19 protein-coding genes are annotated in these 17,666 nt (G+C 58.8%); 8 read left to right on the top strand and 11 right to left on the bottom strand.

Annotated elements, in window-relative coordinates; genetic code table 11:
* Positions 1-22 precede the first annotated feature (22 nt).
* Entirely contained in the window at positions 23-874 is an 852-nt protein-coding gene (locus tag ACP7B1_RS08440; RefSeq protein WP_346305122.1) for a LysR family transcriptional regulator, read from the bottom strand.
* Between the two features lie 90 nt (positions 875-964).
* Between ACP7B1_RS08440 and ACP7B1_RS08445 the strand changes: the two genes are divergently transcribed.
* From ACP7B1_RS08445 to ACP7B1_RS08455, 3 genes are all read left to right on the top strand, one after another.
* Positions 965-1,429: a RidA family protein gene (locus tag ACP7B1_RS08445; protein WP_346305121.1), complete on the top strand. Its 465-nt coding sequence runs from the start codon at positions 965-967 to the stop codon at positions 1,427-1,429.
* A 26-nt stretch (positions 1,430-1,455) separates the two neighbouring features.
* Positions 1,456-2,244, top strand: coding sequence for an SDR family oxidoreductase (locus ACP7B1_RS08450; RefSeq protein WP_346305120.1), 789 nt, complete (start codon positions 1,456-1,458; stop codon positions 2,242-2,244).
* A gap of 80 nt (positions 2,245-2,324) precedes the next feature.
* On the top strand, positions 2,325-2,702 hold the full coding sequence (locus ACP7B1_RS08455; protein WP_346305119.1) for a nuclear transport factor 2 family protein: 378 nt from the start codon (positions 2,325-2,327) through the stop codon (positions 2,700-2,702).
* Positions 2,703-2,711: 9 nt separating this feature from the next.
* On the opposite strand, the gene ACP7B1_RS08460 is transcribed toward ACP7B1_RS08455, so the two are convergent.
* A complete protein-coding gene (locus ACP7B1_RS08460; protein WP_346305118.1) occupies positions 2,712-4,193 on the bottom strand; it encodes an MFS transporter in 1,482 nt (493 codons plus the stop codon).
* 119 nt (positions 4,194-4,312) lie between these two features.
* Here ACP7B1_RS08460 and ACP7B1_RS08465 point away from each other — a divergent pair, with 119 nt between their 5' ends.
* A complete protein-coding gene (locus tag ACP7B1_RS08465; RefSeq protein ID WP_288191571.1) occupies positions 4,313-4,852 on the top strand; it encodes a TetR/AcrR family transcriptional regulator in 540 nt (179 codons plus the stop codon).
* A gap of 3 nt (positions 4,853-4,855) precedes the next feature.
* Here ACP7B1_RS08465 and ACP7B1_RS08470 read toward each other — a convergent pair whose 3' ends face one another.
* Together ACP7B1_RS08470 and ACP7B1_RS08475 are read right to left on the bottom strand one after the other, a co-directional pair.
* Positions 4,856-6,268, bottom strand: a complete 1,413-nt coding sequence (locus ACP7B1_RS08470) for a HAMP domain-containing sensor histidine kinase (RefSeq protein ID WP_346305117.1) — start codon at positions 6,266-6,268, stop codon at positions 4,856-4,858.
* Positions 6,265-6,981 carry a response regulator transcription factor gene (locus ACP7B1_RS08475; protein WP_346305116.1) on the bottom strand — a complete coding sequence of 239 codons (717 nt, stop codon included), beginning with the start codon at positions 6,979-6,981 and terminating at the stop codon, positions 6,265-6,267. The genes ACP7B1_RS08470 and ACP7B1_RS08475 overlap by 4 nt, the downstream gene beginning before the upstream one ends.
* A gap of 413 nt (positions 6,982-7,394) precedes the next feature.
* Between ACP7B1_RS08475 and ACP7B1_RS08480 the strand changes: the two genes are divergently transcribed.
* The 3 genes from ACP7B1_RS08480 (at position 7,395) to ACP7B1_RS08490 (ending at position 8,560) form a co-directional block, all read left to right on the top strand.
* Positions 7,395-7,688 (top strand): hypothetical protein, encoded by a 294-nt coding sequence (locus ACP7B1_RS08480; protein ID WP_346305115.1) that lies wholly within the window; start codon positions 7,395-7,397, stop codon positions 7,686-7,688.
* A gap of 42 nt (positions 7,689-7,730) precedes the next feature.
* Positions 7,731-7,958, top strand: a complete 228-nt coding sequence (locus ACP7B1_RS08485) for a hypothetical protein (protein ID WP_346305114.1) — start codon at positions 7,731-7,733, stop codon at positions 7,956-7,958.
* A 347-nt stretch (positions 7,959-8,305) separates the two neighbouring features.
* On the top strand, positions 8,306-8,560 hold the full coding sequence (locus ACP7B1_RS08490; protein WP_346305113.1) for a GlsB/YeaQ/YmgE family stress response membrane protein: 255 nt from the start codon (positions 8,306-8,308) through the stop codon (positions 8,558-8,560).
* Between the two features lie 78 nt (positions 8,561-8,638).
* On the opposite strand, the gene ACP7B1_RS08495 is transcribed toward ACP7B1_RS08490, so the two are convergent.
* Positions 8,639-11,722 carry an efflux RND transporter permease subunit gene (locus tag ACP7B1_RS08495; protein ID WP_403174647.1) on the bottom strand — a complete coding sequence of 1,028 codons (3,084 nt, stop codon included), beginning with the start codon at positions 11,720-11,722 and terminating at the stop codon, positions 8,639-8,641.
* On the bottom strand, positions 11,719-12,942 hold the full coding sequence (locus ACP7B1_RS08500) for an efflux RND transporter periplasmic adaptor subunit (protein ID WP_426136873.1): 1,224 nt from the start codon (positions 12,940-12,942) through the stop codon (positions 11,719-11,721). Before ACP7B1_RS08500 ends, ACP7B1_RS08495 begins: the two co-directional genes overlap by 4 nt.
* A 173-nt stretch (positions 12,943-13,115) precedes the next feature.
* Here ACP7B1_RS08500 and ACP7B1_RS08505 point away from each other — a divergent pair, with 173 nt between their 5' ends.
* Positions 13,116-13,694: a TetR/AcrR family transcriptional regulator gene (locus tag ACP7B1_RS08505; protein ID WP_346305531.1), complete on the top strand. Its 579-nt coding sequence runs from the start codon at positions 13,116-13,118 to the stop codon at positions 13,692-13,694.
* Here ACP7B1_RS08505 and tgt read toward each other — a convergent pair whose 3' ends face one another.
* Genes tgt through coaD form a run of 5 tightly spaced genes read right to left on the bottom strand, consistent with a single transcriptional unit; the run spans position 13,695 to position 17,568 of the window.
* Positions 13,695-14,828, bottom strand: coding sequence for a tRNA guanosine(34) transglycosylase Tgt (tgt, locus tag ACP7B1_RS08510; protein WP_346305530.1), 1,134 nt, complete (start codon positions 14,826-14,828; stop codon positions 13,695-13,697).
* On the bottom strand, positions 14,825-15,904 hold the full coding sequence (queA, locus tag ACP7B1_RS08515) for a tRNA preQ1(34) S-adenosylmethionine ribosyltransferase-isomerase QueA (RefSeq protein ID WP_346305529.1): 1,080 nt from the start codon (positions 15,902-15,904) through the stop codon (positions 14,825-14,827). Before queA ends, tgt begins: the two co-directional genes overlap by 4 nt.
* Before the next feature lie 17 nt (positions 15,905-15,921).
* Complete coding sequence (locus ACP7B1_RS08520; protein ID WP_199537961.1) at positions 15,922-16,431, bottom strand: peptidylprolyl isomerase; 510 nt, start codon at positions 16,429-16,431, stop codon at positions 15,922-15,924.
* Between the two features lie 22 nt (positions 16,432-16,453).
* On the bottom strand, positions 16,454-17,038 hold the full coding sequence (locus ACP7B1_RS08525) for a peptidylprolyl isomerase (RefSeq protein WP_223613290.1): 585 nt from the start codon (positions 17,036-17,038) through the stop codon (positions 16,454-16,456).
* Positions 17,039-17,076: 38 nt separating this feature from the next.
* Positions 17,077-17,568, bottom strand: a complete 492-nt coding sequence (gene coaD, locus ACP7B1_RS08530) for a pantetheine-phosphate adenylyltransferase (RefSeq protein ID WP_288191578.1) — start codon at positions 17,566-17,568, stop codon at positions 17,077-17,079.
* Positions 17,569-17,666: the final 98 nt, after the last annotated feature.

Consider the following 17,666-nt stretch of genomic DNA (forward strand, 5'->3'; position numbering starts at 1 on the left):
GGGAGTGTCCTGACTGCGGGAGTCAGGACACCAGTTTTTCCCGCAAAAACACCCCGAGTTCCCGCACGATGTTGGATGGGTCCTTGCCGACAAACAGTCCGAAATCGGCACTTGGCGCCGCCGGCAGATTGCGGCCGCTGTCAATGGTTTCGCAGTCGGGCGGCAGGCTTTCCGGCAACATGAGACTATAGCCAAGTCCGGCACGCAACGCGCCGATGAGCGCACCATAGCTCGAGACCCGGCACGCCACGGACCATGCGACCCCGGCACTGGCGAACGCCACTGTTGTCTTGTCCTGCCAGGTGCAGGAGCCTTCGAAGACGATGAGGGGGATGGGATCGCCCTCACCGACATCGATCAAACGGCTGCCGCTCCAGACCAGTTGCCGCGACCAGTGAAAAAACGGCGCAAACGAAAAGCGCGATGGATCGGCAACAACAATATCCAGCTTGCCCGACTGGAGACTTTGGCTGAGTTCGCCGCTGTGCGCCGTGACGAGATCAAGTTCCACTTGCGGAAATCTCTTGCGAAATTCCGCCAGCAGAATGGGCAACCGTGTAACGACAAGATCTTCAATCAGCCCGAGCCTCACCCGCCCGACCAGCTGGCGTCCCTCGATCTGCTGACGCGCATCTTGGCCAAGCGCAATGAGCTTGCGGGCGTAAGCGACGAGAATTTCACCTGAATCGGTCAGTGACACACCGCGTGACGAACGCTTGAGAAGCTGCGTGCCGAGATCCGCCTCCAGCCGCTTGAGCTGCATGCTGACCGCTGCCTGGGTACGCGCCAGTTTCTCCGCCGCACCGCTGACGGTACCCGTTTCGGCAACCACGAGCAGCGCTCGCAACAGGTGCGGATCAAGATTCATGTCCATCAAAAAACCTTATATCGATATAAGCAATATCAAGATACATTATCTCTACCAAGCATGGCAAGGAATGCTCCCCAGCAGAAGGAGATTGCCTTGACGAGTTTCCGTGACCGTTTTGAACAGGCCGGCCTGACCTGGCCGGATATCGCACCGGCCGATTTTCCGTTCGCACCGGCGATCCGCATCGACAATGTCGTCTATATCTCCGGCCAGATACCCGAGGTGGGAGAAGACATCGCCTACACCGGCAAAGTCGGCGAAACGATCAGTCTCGAAGAGGCAAAACAGGCGGCTGCGATGTGCGCTGCCAACATCCTATTCTGGTTGAGCAGGGAATTGGATGGAGACCTGAGCCGGGTTGTCCAGGTGGCTAAAATCACGGTTTATGTAAACGCCGTCGCCGGGTTCAGCGATTATTCAACCGTCGGCAACGGCGCATCCGAACTGTTGCTTAAGGTACTCGGAGACAAGGGCAAGCATGCCCGCGCGGCGATTGGCATGGCGGGCCTGCCCCTGAATGTTCCGGTCGAAGTCGATGCCATCATCCATGTCCGCTAACCCATTGAAAAAGTGAGAACTCTACCATGAACCTTGGACTGGAAGGAAAACGGGCGCTTGTGCTCGGCGGCAATAAGGGGCTTGGCCGCGGCGTCGCCAGCGCTCTGGCCGAAAACGGCGTGGTTGTCGCCATCGCCGGACGGAACGATGCGGCGTTGAACGCCACGATAAGCGCGCTGCGCGTGCATTCGCCCCGCTCCTTCGCCCTCAACGCCGATCTTGCCGATCCGGTGGCTTTGGCCGCCATGCTTGACCGTGTTGATGAGGCGATGGGCGGCATCGACATCCTGCTGCTGAATGGCGGCGGGCCGCCGCCGTTTCCGGCGGCGTCGCTGAATATTGTCCAATGGCGCACCCAGTTCGAAGCCATGTTCCTGTCCGGCGTGCGTATCGCCGCGCATTTTCTGCCGGGGATGCGGGAGCGGCAATGGGGCCGCATCCTCGTGGTGTCATCCACCAGCGTCCGGGAGCCGATTGCCGGCCTGACCGCATCCAACGCGTTGCGCGCTGCCGTTGCCGGCTGGGCAAAGAGCCTTGCGGGCGAAGTGGCTGCCGATGGGATAACGGTCAATCTGCTGCTCGCGGGACGCCTCGCCACGGCACGCACCGACATGCTGGATCGCATGGATGCCGAAGCACAGGGTGTTGACGTCGCCGTCATTGCCGCAGAGAGCCGGGCGGATGTGCCTGTCGGCCGCTATGGAACGGCGGATGAGTTCGGCGCCGTGGCTGCCTTTCTCGCCAGTGAAAAGGCTTCCTACGTCACCGGGGCGGCAATACCGGTGGATGGCGGCTTGTCGCACGCGATCATCTGAATCAAGCTTTGTTTATGCGCAGCCGGACCTGTATCATGGGCCGGCCATCGCAAAAATCATCCAATCGAAGGAACAGCCCCATGCCGGGACGCAGCCGCGTCGATGCTTTTGTTGCAACTGTCGTCAGCGGTGATCATGTGAAAGCAATCACCGATTTCTATCATGAAAATGCCTCCATGCAGGAGCCCGGCAAAGAACCGCGCCGCGGCCGCGAGCTGCTTGAAAAGCACGAACAGAACGCGCTCGACCGGCTGGACCGGATGTATACACACCCGGCCCACGCCGTCCTGATCGATGGCGACACCGTCGTCATTCAGTGGATATTCGACGCGACATCCAAGGATGGCGTGACCCGGCGTCTCGAAGAACTCGCGCTGCAGCGCTGGCAGGGTGACCGCATCATCGAAGAACGTTTCTTCTATGACACCGCGTCGGCGTGGGCCGTGGTCCAGCCATAACGCTGCAAATCAGCTTCTGCCTGCCCGTGTTGCCAGCTTGATTGCCGTTGCCGTGAGGATCAGCGTGGCGGAAGCCACGAGAATGACCGAGGTGAACGCACTTTCGAACGCATCCCGGGCAAAGCCGACCAGGGCGGGTGCGACGTCCGGTGCGAGTCCCTTTGCATAGATCAACGCCTCATCGAGGCTGTCATAGACCATCACCGGCGCATTCATGCTGTCAGGCAGCGTCAGGCTGATGCTGTAGATCGTCGACATGAGACTGCCGAGCAAGGCGACACCCATGGCACCGCCGAGTTCATAGGACACTTCCTCAATCGACGCCACCGTACCGGCGCTGTCTTCCGGCGTGTTGAGCATGATGGCGCTTGAGGCCGCCGTCATGGCCGCACCGAAGCCAAAACCGAGAACGGCAAGGCTGGCGATCTGCACGAGCGGTCTTGCGTCATGGACGTAGAGCAGGCTGGCCACGCCGAGCCCAGCGGCTGCAAGACTGGCCCACATGATGGGTTCCGAGCCAAGGCGCGGCAGCGCCAGGCCCGCCAGCGGACCTGCTGCGAAGGCAGCGAGCGGCACCGGCAGGATCAAAAGCCCTGCTTCGAGCGGCGACAGGCCCATGACCAGCTGAAATCGCTGGCTCAGCACCAGCTCCATGCCCACGAGCGTGAGAGAAGCGATGAAGGCGGTCGCGACACCCGACGAGAATCTCCGGTTCCGGAACAATCTGAAATCGATCATCGGTTGCGCCGAGCGTCCCTGCCGCCGGACAAACAGCCACAGGAAGACGATGCCGATCATCGCAGCAACCAGTGCCGCGGCATAAACCGGTGTTTGCTTGCCGAATTCCTTGATCGCATAGGTCACGCCGACAAGCCCGACCATGATCTGCGCGGACGCCACGAGATCCCAGGGGCGCGTCGTATCGCCCGCGCGGTTCGGGATGATCCACAGCGTGAAAACCAGCGCCACGACGACGATAGGAACGTTGATCAGGAAAACCGAGCCCCACCAGAAATATTCGAGCAGGACACCGCCCAGCACGGGGCCGACGGCCGCGCCACCCGATGCAATCGCCGCCCAGATGCCAATGGCAAAGGCGCGCTCCCGCTCGTCGGCAAAGGTCTGCCGGACGATGGAAAGCGTGGCCGGCATCATCATGGCCGCGCCAACCGCCAGCAAGGCGCGCGAAGCGATGAGCACCCCGCTTGTCGGGGAAAATGCGGCTGCCAGCGAGGCAAGGCCGAACACGACGAGACCGCCGGCAAACAATTTCTTGTTGCCGATCCGGTCGCCAAGCGCGCCGGCACCGGGCAGAAGGCCGGCGACAACCAGCGGATAGGCGTTGACGATCCACAGCTTGGCCGAGGCCGAAGCATGAAGATCATGGGTCAGACGCGGCAGAGCCGTGTAGAGAACTGTCATGTCGATGACGACGAGGAACAGCGCGCTGGAGACGATCGCAAGGACCAGCCAGCGGTTTTGGGGTAGCATTTTTTCACCATTGGAGCATTTGCCGCTCCCGTTATATTTGCGGTCATGCATTGATTGGGTATCGCTGCATCGTGGCATATATAAATACGTTCGTATTGAAATGGAAGAGGAAGACTGTTTTGGGCCGGAAACGCACGATTGATCGGGGCAAGGTTCTCGATGCGGCGGAAGCCGTGGTGAGCAAGGTGGGCGCTGCGGCGCTCACCATCGATGCGGTGGCGAAAGCGGCCGGGATCACCAAGGGCGGCGTGCAATATTGCTTCGGCACCAAGGGCGCCCTTATCGATGCGATGCTGGAACGCTGGGGTGAAGCCTATGATGCGGAAGTCGTACAACTCACCCAGGGAACCCCGGTTTCGCCGATCCGCGCCCATCTGGAAGCCACGCGCAAAGGCGACGAAAGCTCCAACGCCAAGGCGGCAAGCCTGATGTCGTCCCTGATCCAGACACCGGAGCACCTTGCCAGCACCCGCGCCTGGTACAAAACCAGAATGGCGGATTTCGACCTGTCAACCGAAGCGGGCCGCCGCGCGCGCATCGCCTTTATCGCCACGGAAGGCATTTTCATGCTGCGCTTCTTCGGCTTCATGGAGATCGGTGACCGCGACTGGAACGCCGTCTTTGACGATATCCAGTCCTTTGTGCTGACCGGGGAATAGACGTCAGGATGCCAGAGGAATTGTCAGCTCCGCCCGCAATCCACCCTCCGGATCGTTTTCAAGCTTGATGTCGCCGCCGCTGCGCCGGGCAATATTGCGGGCGATGGTCAGGCCAAGACCAAACCCGCCCGTTTGCCGGTTGCGCGACCCCTCCACCCGCCGGAATGGCTGGAACACCTCATCCAGCTTGGCCTGCGGAATACCGGGACCGTGATCCTTGATAACCAGGACAATCTCATTGCCGGCCAGCTTCAGGCTGACATCGGCGCGTTCGCCATAGGCCACCGCATTATCGATCAGATTGGTGACACACCGGCGCAAAGCGATCGGCCGCCCGGTGCAGATGAGCTTGCGCGAGCCGATGCCTTTCTTTTCAAACGTCACTTGCGGATAATTATCGACAATTGAGTCGACCAGAGACCAGAAATCGATCTTTTCCTGTTCTTCATCGACCACTTCATAGGTGGCGAAGTCGATGACCGAACGGGAAATCGCCTCGATATCGTTGAGATCCTGCATCAGCGACTGGCGCAGCTGGGATTTGCGCAGCAATTCAAGCCGCAGGCGGATGCGGGTCAACGGCGTGCGCAAATCATGGGCAAGCGCCGCCGCCAATTGTTCACGGTCGGCCACATATTCGCGCAGTTGCGCCTGCATGGCATTGACGGCCCGCGCCGCCGATTTGTACTCGGTGCTGCCGAATTCCGGCAAAGGCGGAATTTTGACATCCTCGCCGATGCGCTTGACCGCGCTTTCCAATGCACGATACGGCGCCGTCAGCCGGCGCATGGCCCAGATCGACAGGATGATGACAATGGCCGCGACGGCGCCGAACAATGGCAGCGTCTGCACGGTGAGGATCGGATCGATGGGCGAAACCGGCGTCACGAAGTTCAGCCATTGGCCGTCGCTGAATTCGATGGATGCGATCAGGCCGCCGCTCTTGCTGAAATCCTGCGCGAGCGCCGACAGCTGCTTTTCGACAACGCCGACATCCGCACCGGGCGTGCTGGAATCCGTATCGGTTTCGGGCGTGGCGTTGGGCGATTCGCGGCGAACCCGCGCATCCGTCACGCCAAAGGCTGAAAACCGCGCGACAAGCACGTCTTCAAGCTCGGCCAGATTGTCATCGGATGCAATCGCCGATGTCACGGCCGGATCATCCGACATATAGAGCGGACTGGACGCATTCGACATGGCACCGGCAAGCCGGGTGCGCTCCGGGGGCGGCGCGGCGTAAAGCAGCTTGACCAGCGTGTACGCCCGCTCACTCAGGCGAAACAGCTCAAGGATGTTGTTGCCTTCGCTGCGGTCACGCGAGACGATGGACAGCGTGGCGATCTGCGTGGTGATCAGTCCGGCAATCAGGATCAGCAGGATCCAGCTTGGCAGGGACTGGGGCAGAAACCGCTTCATTCCGCCACGACTTCCGGCACGAACTGATAACCGCCGCCGCGAATGGTCAGGATCAGTTTCGGCGACCGCGGATCGTCTTCCATCTTGCGGCGCAGACGGCTGATCAGAATATCGATGCTGCGATCATACCCGTAAGCGACGTTGCTCCCCGCAAGCTCCATCAACTGATCGCGGCTGAGCATGCGCTGTGCACTCTTGACCAGCGTTTCCAGCAGATTGAATTCTCCGCTGGTCAGTTCCACCCGCACATTGTCGGGCGACACCAGCCGGCGGCGCGAACAATCCATCGTCCATCCGGCAAATTTGTAAACCTGCGGCTCGATCCGCCGGTCCGGGCCCGGGCCGTCCAGACGGCGCAGAACCGCCCTCACCCGTGCCAGCAGCTCGCGCGGATCGAACGGTTTCGACACATAGTCATCCGCCCCCATCTCCAGCCCGACGACGCGGTCCGTGGTTTCCGTGATGGCCGTCAGCATGATGATCGGCACGCGTGAGTGCATGCGGATATCCCGGCAGATCTCCATGCCGCTCTTGCCCGGCAGCATCACGTCGAGAATGAGCAGGTCGACGGGTGTGCGCGAAAAGATGGCCTGCATCTCTTCACTGTCCCTGGCGACGGAGACACGCATGCCGCGCTTTTTCAAAAACTCGTGCAGCAAATCGCGAATGGCATCGTCATCGTCGACAATCAGGATATGCGGCTCAGATTTCATGCGAATCTTTCAACGTGTCAGGCCTAGTGGAACGAATTTGACATTCGCATCCCATTTGACATCACGCGGAACATGCGAATGTCAAATTCAAAGTTCCACTAGAATCATAGACTTTCTAGTGGTCCTCTGATTCTGACATTTGCCTGAACGGCCTGTATCAACAGGATGCAAATGTCAGAATCGGACCACTAGCTTTGATTATCCGGCAACAAGATAAAGGCCGAAATCCGCATTGACCAGCCGCCACTCATCACTTCCCGGCGATTTACCGCCGCTTCCCGCTTTCAGAAACAATCCAGAAACAAAACACTACAGAGCGGAAAAACGCGCGCAATAGTCATGCCCGATAACAGGCACACCGGACCTGTTCGCAATCACTGAACAGGACAACACTTCGAACGCCAAAGGGTTTTATGCGCAACGTCCTGACCATATCGACACTCATTCTGACCGGCGCGCTGTATGCCGCTGCGCCAGTCGACCTGTCGATGGCCGATGAAACGCTGACCCGTTCCGAGCTTTGCGGCAAACTTCAGCTGCAAACGCAACAAGCCATCACCGAACACGCCGAGGCAAAACGGGCAGCCAAGGCGAGAGCACTTCAACGCAGGGCAACAAGGTTTTGTGCAAGCAACAAGCAGGCACAAGGCATCAGAACGTTCGCACAAGCGTTGAAACTGCTCGGTGTGCAGCCGATTGATGACTGATCGACTGTGTCCCATGAGCCCATACCAAAAGGAAACTGACCTATGAAAAAGTCCCTCTACACAGCTCTCGGCCTTGCTGTTGCTCTCGCTGTTTCGGCTCCGGTTCTGACAGCTTCCAGCGCCAACGCAGCCACCGCTGCCGCACCGGCAGCCGCAGCAGCACCAACTGCTACCAAGCACACTGCAAAGAAGCACGTTGTTAAGAAGACCCACAAGCACAAGACCCACAAGAAGGCCGCTGCCAAGAAGGCCCCAGCCAAGAAAATGTAATCTTCCTGGCCCGCAATTCTTGAATTGCCTGCAACTATGCCGGTCGTGGGAAACCATAGCCGGCATAGCTTTTTCAAGCGTTTCTCCGCTTCTTCCCAAATTTTGCTGAAACCGCAAGAAGCGCAATGATTTCCGGGTGATAGTGCCTTGGCCGCCCGTCAGATTGCTTCAATGCACTATATATTGCGGTGTTTGATCGCCATCCATACAAGTTTTATTATCCAAAACAGATTTCCCATCGTAAAATCCTTGTGATGATTCTACGGCCGATCCCGGATCGCCCATGAAGAGCGGCATCCACGGTCTGCAGGACCATCGTAACGCAACCGGCATGTGGAGAGACGACTATGGGTGGAGAATCACTTCTTATTTTCCTGTTAGTGGGACTGATCGCTGGGTGGCTGGCGAGTCAGCTTGTCAGTGGGGGCGGCTTTGGCCTCATCGGCGATCTGATCATCGGCGTTATCGGCGCATTCATAGCGGGATATCTCCTGCCGCGTCTGGGCATATCGCTGGGTGCCGGAATTCTGGGCGCCATTATTTCGGCGACAATCGGCGCCGTCATCCTCCTCATCATTCTTCGCGCCGTTAAGCGAGCCTGACGATACCAGCTATTTGAAACGACAAAGCCTCCGAACCGGCAAGGTTCGGAGGCTTTTTGTTGTGCGGCGTTCAACCGGTCAGGTACGGCCGAATTGCGCATCCCCGTTCGGCTCAGGCGCCGCAGTTGGCTCAGCCGCGTGATCCCTGTGCGAAATGAAGGTGTAGAACATCGGCACCACGAAGAGCGTGAAGATCGTGCCGACCAGAATGCCGGAGAAAATCACCAGGCCGATGGAGTAACGGGCTGCCGCACCCGCACCGGTCGCCGTGATCAGCGGGATAACGCCGAGCGCCATGGCGGCCGTCGTCATCAGGATCGGGCGAAGACGGGTCTTGGCGGCCAGAATGATCGCATCATGCCGCGATATCCCATGCAGTTCCCGCTGCTGGTTGGCAAATTCCACCATGAGAATACCGTGTTTGGTAATCAGCCCGACCAGTGTAATCAGCCCCACCTGCGTGTAGATGTTCAGCGTTCCCAGCCCCATGTTCAGCGGAACAATCGCACCGAAGATCGACAAGGGCACCGACATCATGATGATGAACGGATCGCGGAAGCTTTCGAACTGCGCCGCAAGCACCAGGTAAATCACGACAACCGCCAGAATGAAGGCAATGAGGATCGTGTTGCCCTGGGTGATTTCCAGACGCGACTGGCCGATGTAATCGAGGAAGAACCCATCCGGCATCAGAGGACGTGCCGTATTGATGACCGTCTGCAGGCCTTCACCTGTGGAGACGCCCGGCATCGGCAAGGCACTGATCGTTGCGGAGTTCAACTGGTTGAACTGCTCGATGGCTGCCGGTGCCGCATTCTGCACGATTTTGACCACGGCCGACAATGGTACCATGTCACCCGAGGCGCTTTTGACAAAATACTGGCCGAGGTTTTCAGGATTCGATCTGAAATCCTGCGGCACCTGCGGAATGATGTCATAGCTGTTGGAATCGCGGTCGAACTTGGCAATCTTGCCGCCACCGACCAACAATCCAAGCGTCTGGCCGATGTCACTCACCGGCACGCCAAGAGCCGCCGCACGGTCACGATCGATCGTTACCGTCGTCTGCGGTGCATTGAAGGACAGAGAATTCTGCACGACAATGAACTTGCCGGACGCCTGAGCCTGCCGCTTTACCTCTTCGGCGATTTCAAACACCTTGTCCGACGGACCGGTTGATTGAAGAACCACGGAGATCGGCAAGCCGCCGCCGCTGCCCGGAAGGGTCGGCAGGGCAAAGATATAGGCCTGCGCACCCGCCACCGGAGCAATCATCTTCTGCAGTTCCTGCTGAAGCTGCTTCTGCGACTTGGTGCGCTGTGACCAATCCTTGAAGACCCAGATGGCGAAAGCGGAATTCGTCGTGCCAAGGCCGGCAATGTTGAAGCGGGCCTTGAGCTCCGGCAGATCCTTCGTCAGCGCATCGATCTGGTTGGCATAGAGCAGCGTATAGTCGGTCGTTGCATATTGCGGGGCATTGACCAGCGAAACGAGGAAGCCGCCATCTTCTTCCGGTGCCAGTTCGGATGCCGTTTTGGTAAACAGAAATCCTGTCAAAGCCACCAGAATGATAACGATCAGCAATGTCACCGGCCGGAAGGCCAACGACCCGGCAACGCGCCGTTCATAGACACCTTCAAGCCAGCCGAAGCTTCTGTCCACGATGCGCTGGAAACGGCTGTGATTGCCGGGTTTCAGCAGCAGCGCGCACATCATCGGCGAAACCGTCAAAGCCGCGACACCGGAAATGATAACCGCACCGGCGAGCGTAAAGGCGAACTCGCGGAACAGCGCCCCGGTAAGACCGGCGGTAAAACCGAGCGGTGCGAACACGGCAGCAAGCGTGATCGTCATCGCGATGATCGGCCCGGTGATTTCCTTCATGCCCTTGAGCGAGGCATCGAGCGGCTTCAGCCCCTCTTCGATGTGGCGATGGATGTTTTCCAGAACAACGATCGCGTCGTCCACGACGAGACCGATGGCCAGAACCATCGCCAGCAGGGAGAGAAGGTTGATCGAATAGCCCAGCAGGAACAGGAAGAAGCACACGCCGACCAGCGAAATCGGAATCGTGACGACCGGAATGATGACGGAGCGGAACGAACCAAGGAAGAGAAGGATCACCAGAACAACGATGAGCACGGCTTCACCGATGGTCTTGTACACTTCATCGACCGACGAACTGATCTGTTCCGTCGAATCGTAAAGCATGATCATGGTCATGCCATCGGGCAGAGTTGCCTGGATCGCCGGCAATTCCTTGCGCACGGCCGCCGTCATATCCAGCGGGTTCGCCGAAGGTGTCGGGAAAATGCCGATAAACGTACCGCTCGAGCCGTTGAAGGTCACGCGCGTATCCGTGCTCACCGCGCCAAGCTCGATCCGCGCAATATCGCGCAACCGCACAATGCTCTTGGCGTCGGATTTGATCGGCAGGGCACCGAATGCCTCTGGCGTCTGCAATGTGGTCTTCAGCGTGATCGGCGAAGCCGTGTACAGGTTCTGCACCTTGCCCGGCGCCGACAGGAAGTTGGACTGATTGATGGCAGCCAATACTTCCGAAGCCGTCGTGGTATGCGCCGCCATCTTGACCGGGTCGATCCAGACGCGCATCGAGAAAACCTGACCGCCCAGGATCTGCGCGTTGGCAACACCCTGAATGGTCGACATGCGCGGCTGGATGACGCGTTGCAGATATTCGGTGATCTGCTCGCTCGTCATGTTCGGGTTCTGCACGGCGAGATACATCGTCGCAAAATTCTGCCCTGTGCCCTTGGTGATGACAGGGTCGTCCGCCTCCTTGGGCAGATTGCCGCGCACCTGGTTGACCTTGGAAATGACCTCGGTCAAAGCCGCATCAGGATTGGAGCCAAGCTTCATGTGAACGGTGACTGTGCTCGACGACGGGGACGACGATGACGTCACGTAGTCGATGTTTTCCGTCGTGGTCACCGCATTGGCGATGGGCGCAGAGATGAATCCCTGAATAAGATCGGCACTTGCCCCAGCATAGGCCGTTGTAACGGTGATGGCCGTTTCCTCGACCTTCGGGTATTGGCGAATCGAAAGATTCGTCAAACCCTGCGCGCCAAGCAGAATGATCATCAAAGCGACAACCGTCGATAGAACGGGGCGGCGAATGAAAACTTCTGAAAAATTCATTTCTTGGGCAGTCCTGAATCGGTTGTATTTGCTGGGTTCACGTCATTGGCGATTGTGACCACCGAACCGGCGTTAAGGCGGTTCTGACCGGCCGTTACAACGATGTCGCCTTTGTTCAGACCCTTGGTGACTTCAACCAGAAGGCCGGAACGGCGGCCGGGCTTGACGAAAACCTGTGCAACGACAAGCTTGGGCTCTTTCTTCTCTGCAGTCGCACCGGCGGCAGCGGGCTTCGCCGCATCGGCAGGCTTGGCCGCATCCGCTGCTGGCTTTGCCGCATCTGCCGGCTTGGCTGCATCGGGTGCCGGGCGAACGACATAGATGTAGTCGCCGTAAAGGCTGGAGACGAGCGCCGTCTGCGGCAAGGTGAATACGCCTTCTTCCTTGGGAAGCTCGACACGAACCTGCGCGAACTGGCCGGGCCGCAACTTGCCTTCGGGATTATCGACTTTCGCACGCACCGACACCAGACGCGTCGACGGATCAATACGCGGTTCGATCGCCGTGATCTGGCCTTCATAGGGCTGATCGGCATCCGAAAGGCTGAGCTTGATAAGCTGGCCGATCTTGATCAGATTGAGATTCTGTTCGTTGACGGTGAAATCCACACGCATGGTGGACAGGTCCTGCAGCGACACGACGACCGTGCCCGGCGACAGATACTGGCCAAGCTCGATGCGCGGAATACCGACCGTACCCTTGAACGGTGCCTTGAGCAGCTTCTGCTCCATGACAGCTTCCAGCTTGGCAATTTCAGCCTTCTTGGCCAGCGATGCGGCCTGCGCCGTATCCACATTGGATTCCGCGCCGACACCGCGTGTATTCAGCGTGCGGGCACGCGCCAATGTCTGGTCGTTCAGCACATCCTGCGCCTTGGCGGCGACGATATCGGCCTTTTCGATGGCATCATCCAACTGCAGCAGCGGTGCGCCCTTCTCGACGATATCGTTGGCTGTGAACGGGATGTCCTTGACGATACCCGCAACTTCCACGGCCAGCTCGACACCCTGGATGGCGCTGACAGTACCGATGGCTTCGATATTCGGCGTCCAGACGGCGGGCTCGACCGTATAGGTCGAGACGGATTGCGCCGGCTGCTGCATGGTCGCGAAGAACTGCTTGATCATTCCATCGCGGAAAAAGTTGAACCAGACCAGCCCTCCGGCAAGCACCACGACCAAAATGAGAATGATCACGGGTAGAATGTAGCGCTTAATCATCAGGAACCGCTCCGCAACAAAACAATGGCCAGCAAAGTTTGTTGCTAGCCTGTCAAATGAGAATAACGTGATGTGGACTTGATTGCCACGCGCACTTTACTGTACCGTCCGGACGGTAAAGTCAATAGAAGCGGAATCCCTTATGGACGCAAAGTTGTAGAAAAAGGAACGGAATGCGGGCGGCCACTCTCACCACCAAAGATAAGATTCTGCAGGCTGCTGCGGAAATTGCCATGGAGGTTGGTCCGGTCCATCTCTCCCTTGATGCCGTCGCACGGCGCGCCGGGCTGTCGAAGGGCGGCCTGCTCTACACCTTCCCGACCAAAGCCAAGCTTCTGGAAGCGCTGGTCGAACACCACGTCGCTGAATTCGACGAATCGTTGCGCATGCAGGAAGCACGCCGCAACCACAAGGTGAACAGTGTGGTTCAGGCCTGCATCGAGGTCTATCGCGCTGAATTTGTGCTCAATGAGCCTGAGCCTTCAGGCATTCTGGCAGCCATTGCCAATGATCCAAGCTTCATTGATCCGATCCGCCGCTACAACAAGCAATTGCTGGACCGCATGAAGGAGAACTCGGAGGACCCGACCATGGCCCTCATCGCGTTCCTGACCATCGAGGGTTTGCGCAGTTTGAAACTGCTGGATATGGACACCCTCACCCACGAAGACCAGATCGCGGCCATTGACGGCCTGCGTCAGCTCTTCGCGCCGTGCGATCCCGACAAGCCGTCCCAGCCCGCAAATGGCTGATCAGGCATAGGGCTTGATGTCGCCCTCGGCCCATGCGGCCTGGGTTTCCGCGCTGAAAGCATCAAAGCGCTTTGCTTCGATGGCATCGCGGATACCCTGCATATGCTGCTGGTAATAGGCCAGATTGTTCCATGTCAGCAGCATGCCGCCCAGCGCTTCACCCGATTTGACCAGATGATGCAGATAGGCGCGGCTGTAATCGCGCGCGGCCGGGCATGAGGATTCCTCATCGAGCGGACGCGGATCATCCGCATGGCGCGCATTGCGCAGATTGACCTTGCCGCGGCGGGTAAAGGCCAGGCCATGCCGGCCCGCCCGTGTCGGCATCACGCAATCGAACATGTCGATGCCGCGCGCTACGGATTTCAGGATGTCGTCGGGCGTGCCCACACCCATCAGATAGCGCGGCTTTTCCTCCGGAAGCTCGGGACAGGTCACATCCAGCATGTCGAGCATGACCTCCTGCGGTTCGCCGACCGCGAGACCGCCGACGGCATATCCCTTCAGATCCATCGCCTTCAAAGCCTGCGCCGAGCGGATGCGCAGATCCGGCACATCGCCGCCCTGCACGATTCCGAACATGGCTTTCCCCGGCTGGTTGCCGAACGCCGTCTTGCAGCGTTCCGCCCAGCGCAGCGACAATTCCATGGCGCGCTGGATATCTTTCGGTGTTGAAGGCAGGGCAACGCATTCATCCAGCTGCATCTGGATATCGGAGTCGAGCAGCCCCTGGATTTCAATCGAGCGTTCCGGGCTCATCTCATGGGCACGCCCGTCGATATGCGAGCGGAAAGTCACGCCCTTTTCGTCGAGCTTGCGCAGTTGCGCCAGCGACATGACCTGGAAACCGCCGGAATCCGTCAGGATCGGCCCAGGCCAGCGGGCAAAATCGTGCAGTCCGCCGAGTTTTGCAATCCGTTCAGCGCTCGGGCGCAGCATCAGGTGATAGGTGTTGCCGAGAATGATATCGGCGCCAAGCTCGGCAACCTGATCCATATACATGGCCTTGACCGTGCCCGCCGTGCCGACCGGCATGAAGGCGGGCGTGCGGACAGTGCCGCGCGGCATGGTGATTTCACCGCGCCGGGCCTTGCCATCGGTTGCGATCAGTTTGAATTCAAAATTTTCTGTCATGATGCGGATCGCCATAACAGGCTTGCATCGCCATAGGAATAGAAGCGGTAGTGATTTTTGATCGCATGGGCATAGGCCGCATGCATGCGCTCGAAGCCGCTGAAGGCTGACACCAGCATGAACAGTGTCGATTTCGGCAGGTGGAAATTGGTCATCAGCAGGTCAACCGCCCGGAACCGGTAACCCGGCGTGATGAAAATATCCGTCGGGCCAGACCATGCCCGGATAACGCCGTCTTCGCCCGTCGCGCTTTCCAACAGACGCAGCGAGGTCGTGCCGACGCTGACAATGCGGCCGCCCCGCGCCTTCACGGCGTTGAGTGCATCCGCCGTCTTCTGGTCCACATGGCCGATTTCCGCATGCATCTTGTGGTCTGCCGTATCGTCCGCCTTGACAGGCAGGAACGTGCCCGCGCCCACATGAAGCGTGACGAAGTGCTCTTCGATGCCGCGCTTTTTCAGATCGTCCAGCAAATCAGGGGTAAAATGCAGTCCCGCCGTGGGTGCGGCAACGGCACCTTCCTCGCGGGCATAGACGGTCTGGTAATCCTCCTTGTCGCGGCCATCTTCCGCCCGCTTGGAGGCTATATAGGGCGGCAGCGGGATATGCCCGACCGCGGCAATGGCCTGATCAAGATCGGCGCCGCTGAAATCAAACACCAGCAAGACTTCGCCCGCGTCACCCTTTTCGGCGACAGTGGCCTGCAACGACCCGAGCAGGCAGGCATTGTTGCCGTGACCGAAGTCGATCCGCTCGCCCTGCTTGATGCGTTTTGCCGGGCGCAGGAAGGCTTTCCAGCGATCCGGTCCCGCCCGCATATGCAGCGTCGCACTGATCTGAGCCTTTACACCCTCGCGCTCGCGAAACCCTTCAAGCTGTGCGGGTATCACTTTGGTATCATTGAAAACAAGAGCATCGCCAGGGCGCAGAAAATCGCCGAGATTGCGAACGGTACTGTCGTCAAATCCGGAACTGTCCGCTTTCACAAGCAAAAGCCGCGCTGAATCGCGCGGCTCTGCAGGTCTCAATGCGATGTTTTCTTCCGGCAGATCAAAATCGAAAAGATCAACACGCATGGTCTGTCAATGCGATCTTATTCGGCGTCTGCGGCAACGCGCATGGAAACGATCGAATCCGGATCCTGCACGGGCTCGCCGCGCTTGATCTTGTCGACATTGTCCATGCCTTCGATGACCTGGCCCCAAACCGTGTACTGGCGATTGAGGAAGCCCGCATCGTCGAAGCAGATGAAGAACTGGGAATTGGCCGAATTCGGGTTCTGCGAACGGGCCATCGAGCAAGCGCCGCGGCCGTGATTGGCGTTGGAGAACTCTGCCTTCAGGTCCGGCTTTTCCGAACCGCCCATGCCCGCACGCGACGGATTGAAGGACGAACCGCCCTTCTTGCCGAACTTCACGTCGCCGGTCTGCGCCATGAAACCATCGATGACGCGGTGGAAGACGACACCGTCATAGGCGCCTTCGCGTGCCAGTTCCTTGATGCGCTCGACATGGCCAGGTGCGAGATCGGGGTAAAGTTCGATGACGACATTGCCCTTGGTGGTTTCGAGCAGGATCGTGTTTTCTGGATCTTTGTAAGCCATTTCCGGCATCTCCTTTGTTAGATTATTTTGCCGGACCGACAGTGACCTTGATCATCTTGTCCGGATTTTCAACGGCGCCATTCTGCGCTTCATTGCCTTTTTTGATCTTGTCGACCGCTTCCATGCCGCTCGTCACCTTGCCGACGACCGTATACTGGCCGTTCAGGAATGCGCCCTTGTCGAACATGATGAAGAACTGCGAATTGGCCGAATTCGGGTTGGACGAACGTGCCATGCCGACGGTGCCGCGCACGAAGGGTTCCTTCGAGAACTCGGCAGGCAGGTCCGGACGCTTCGAGCCGCCGGTTCCAGCGGCAGCCTGATTGTAGCCCTTTTCGGTATTGCCATACTGCACGTCACCGGTCTGGGCCATGAAGCCGGGAATGACGCGGTGGAACACGACATTGTTGTAGGCACCTTCCTTGGCCAGCGCCTTGATCTGCTCGACATGTTTCGGCGCAAGGTCGGGACGCAGCTCGATCTTGACGTCGCCGTCCTTCAGCTTGATCGTCATGGTGTTCTGGTCATCGGCCCAGCTTGGGGTCAAAGCAGCAAAAGACAGGGAAGAAACGGCTGCCACAAGAAGCGCAGTGCGAAATACGGACATACAGAAAGTCTCCAACGGATGGGGATGAGAAGAAAGCCCTATTTGAATTTGGCCCTGAGCGCCTCGGCGACAAGAGCGGGAGCAAAATGCCGGACGTCGCCGCCCATGGCCGCAATCTGGCGGACCAATGTGGCAGTAATCGTGCGGACCGAAGGATCAGCCGGCAGGAACACGGTTTGCAGCTCCGGCGCCATGGTGCCGTTCATACCGGCCATCTGCATCTCGTAATCGAGATCCGTGCCGTCCCGCAGGCCACGCACCATCAGGGAAGCGCCGTGTTTGCGGGCGGCATCAATCAGCAGACCATCGAAGGACACCACCTCGAGCCGCTGGCTGTCCTTGCCGAAAACATCCGCAGCAACCCGTTTGATCAGGTCCACGCGCTCGTCGAAGGAAAACAGCGGCGCCTTGCCCGGATGAATGCCAATGGCCACGAACACCTTGTCAGCAAGGCGCAACGAGCCCTGCAGGACATCCATGTGTCCATTGGTGATCGGGTCGAAGGATCCGGCGTAAATTGCGATTGTCATACCGTCTCCTAGCCGTTTTATCCGGCGCTTTCAATGGCCGGGAACAGTCCTGCCTTCATGATAAATGAACGGAAGATGAACGGGCGCATCAGCAAGCA

The organism is Phyllobacterium sp. SL163, from assembly GCF_049896885.1.
Lineage (GTDB): Bacteria > Pseudomonadota > Alphaproteobacteria > Rhizobiales > Rhizobiaceae > Phyllobacterium > Phyllobacterium calauticae.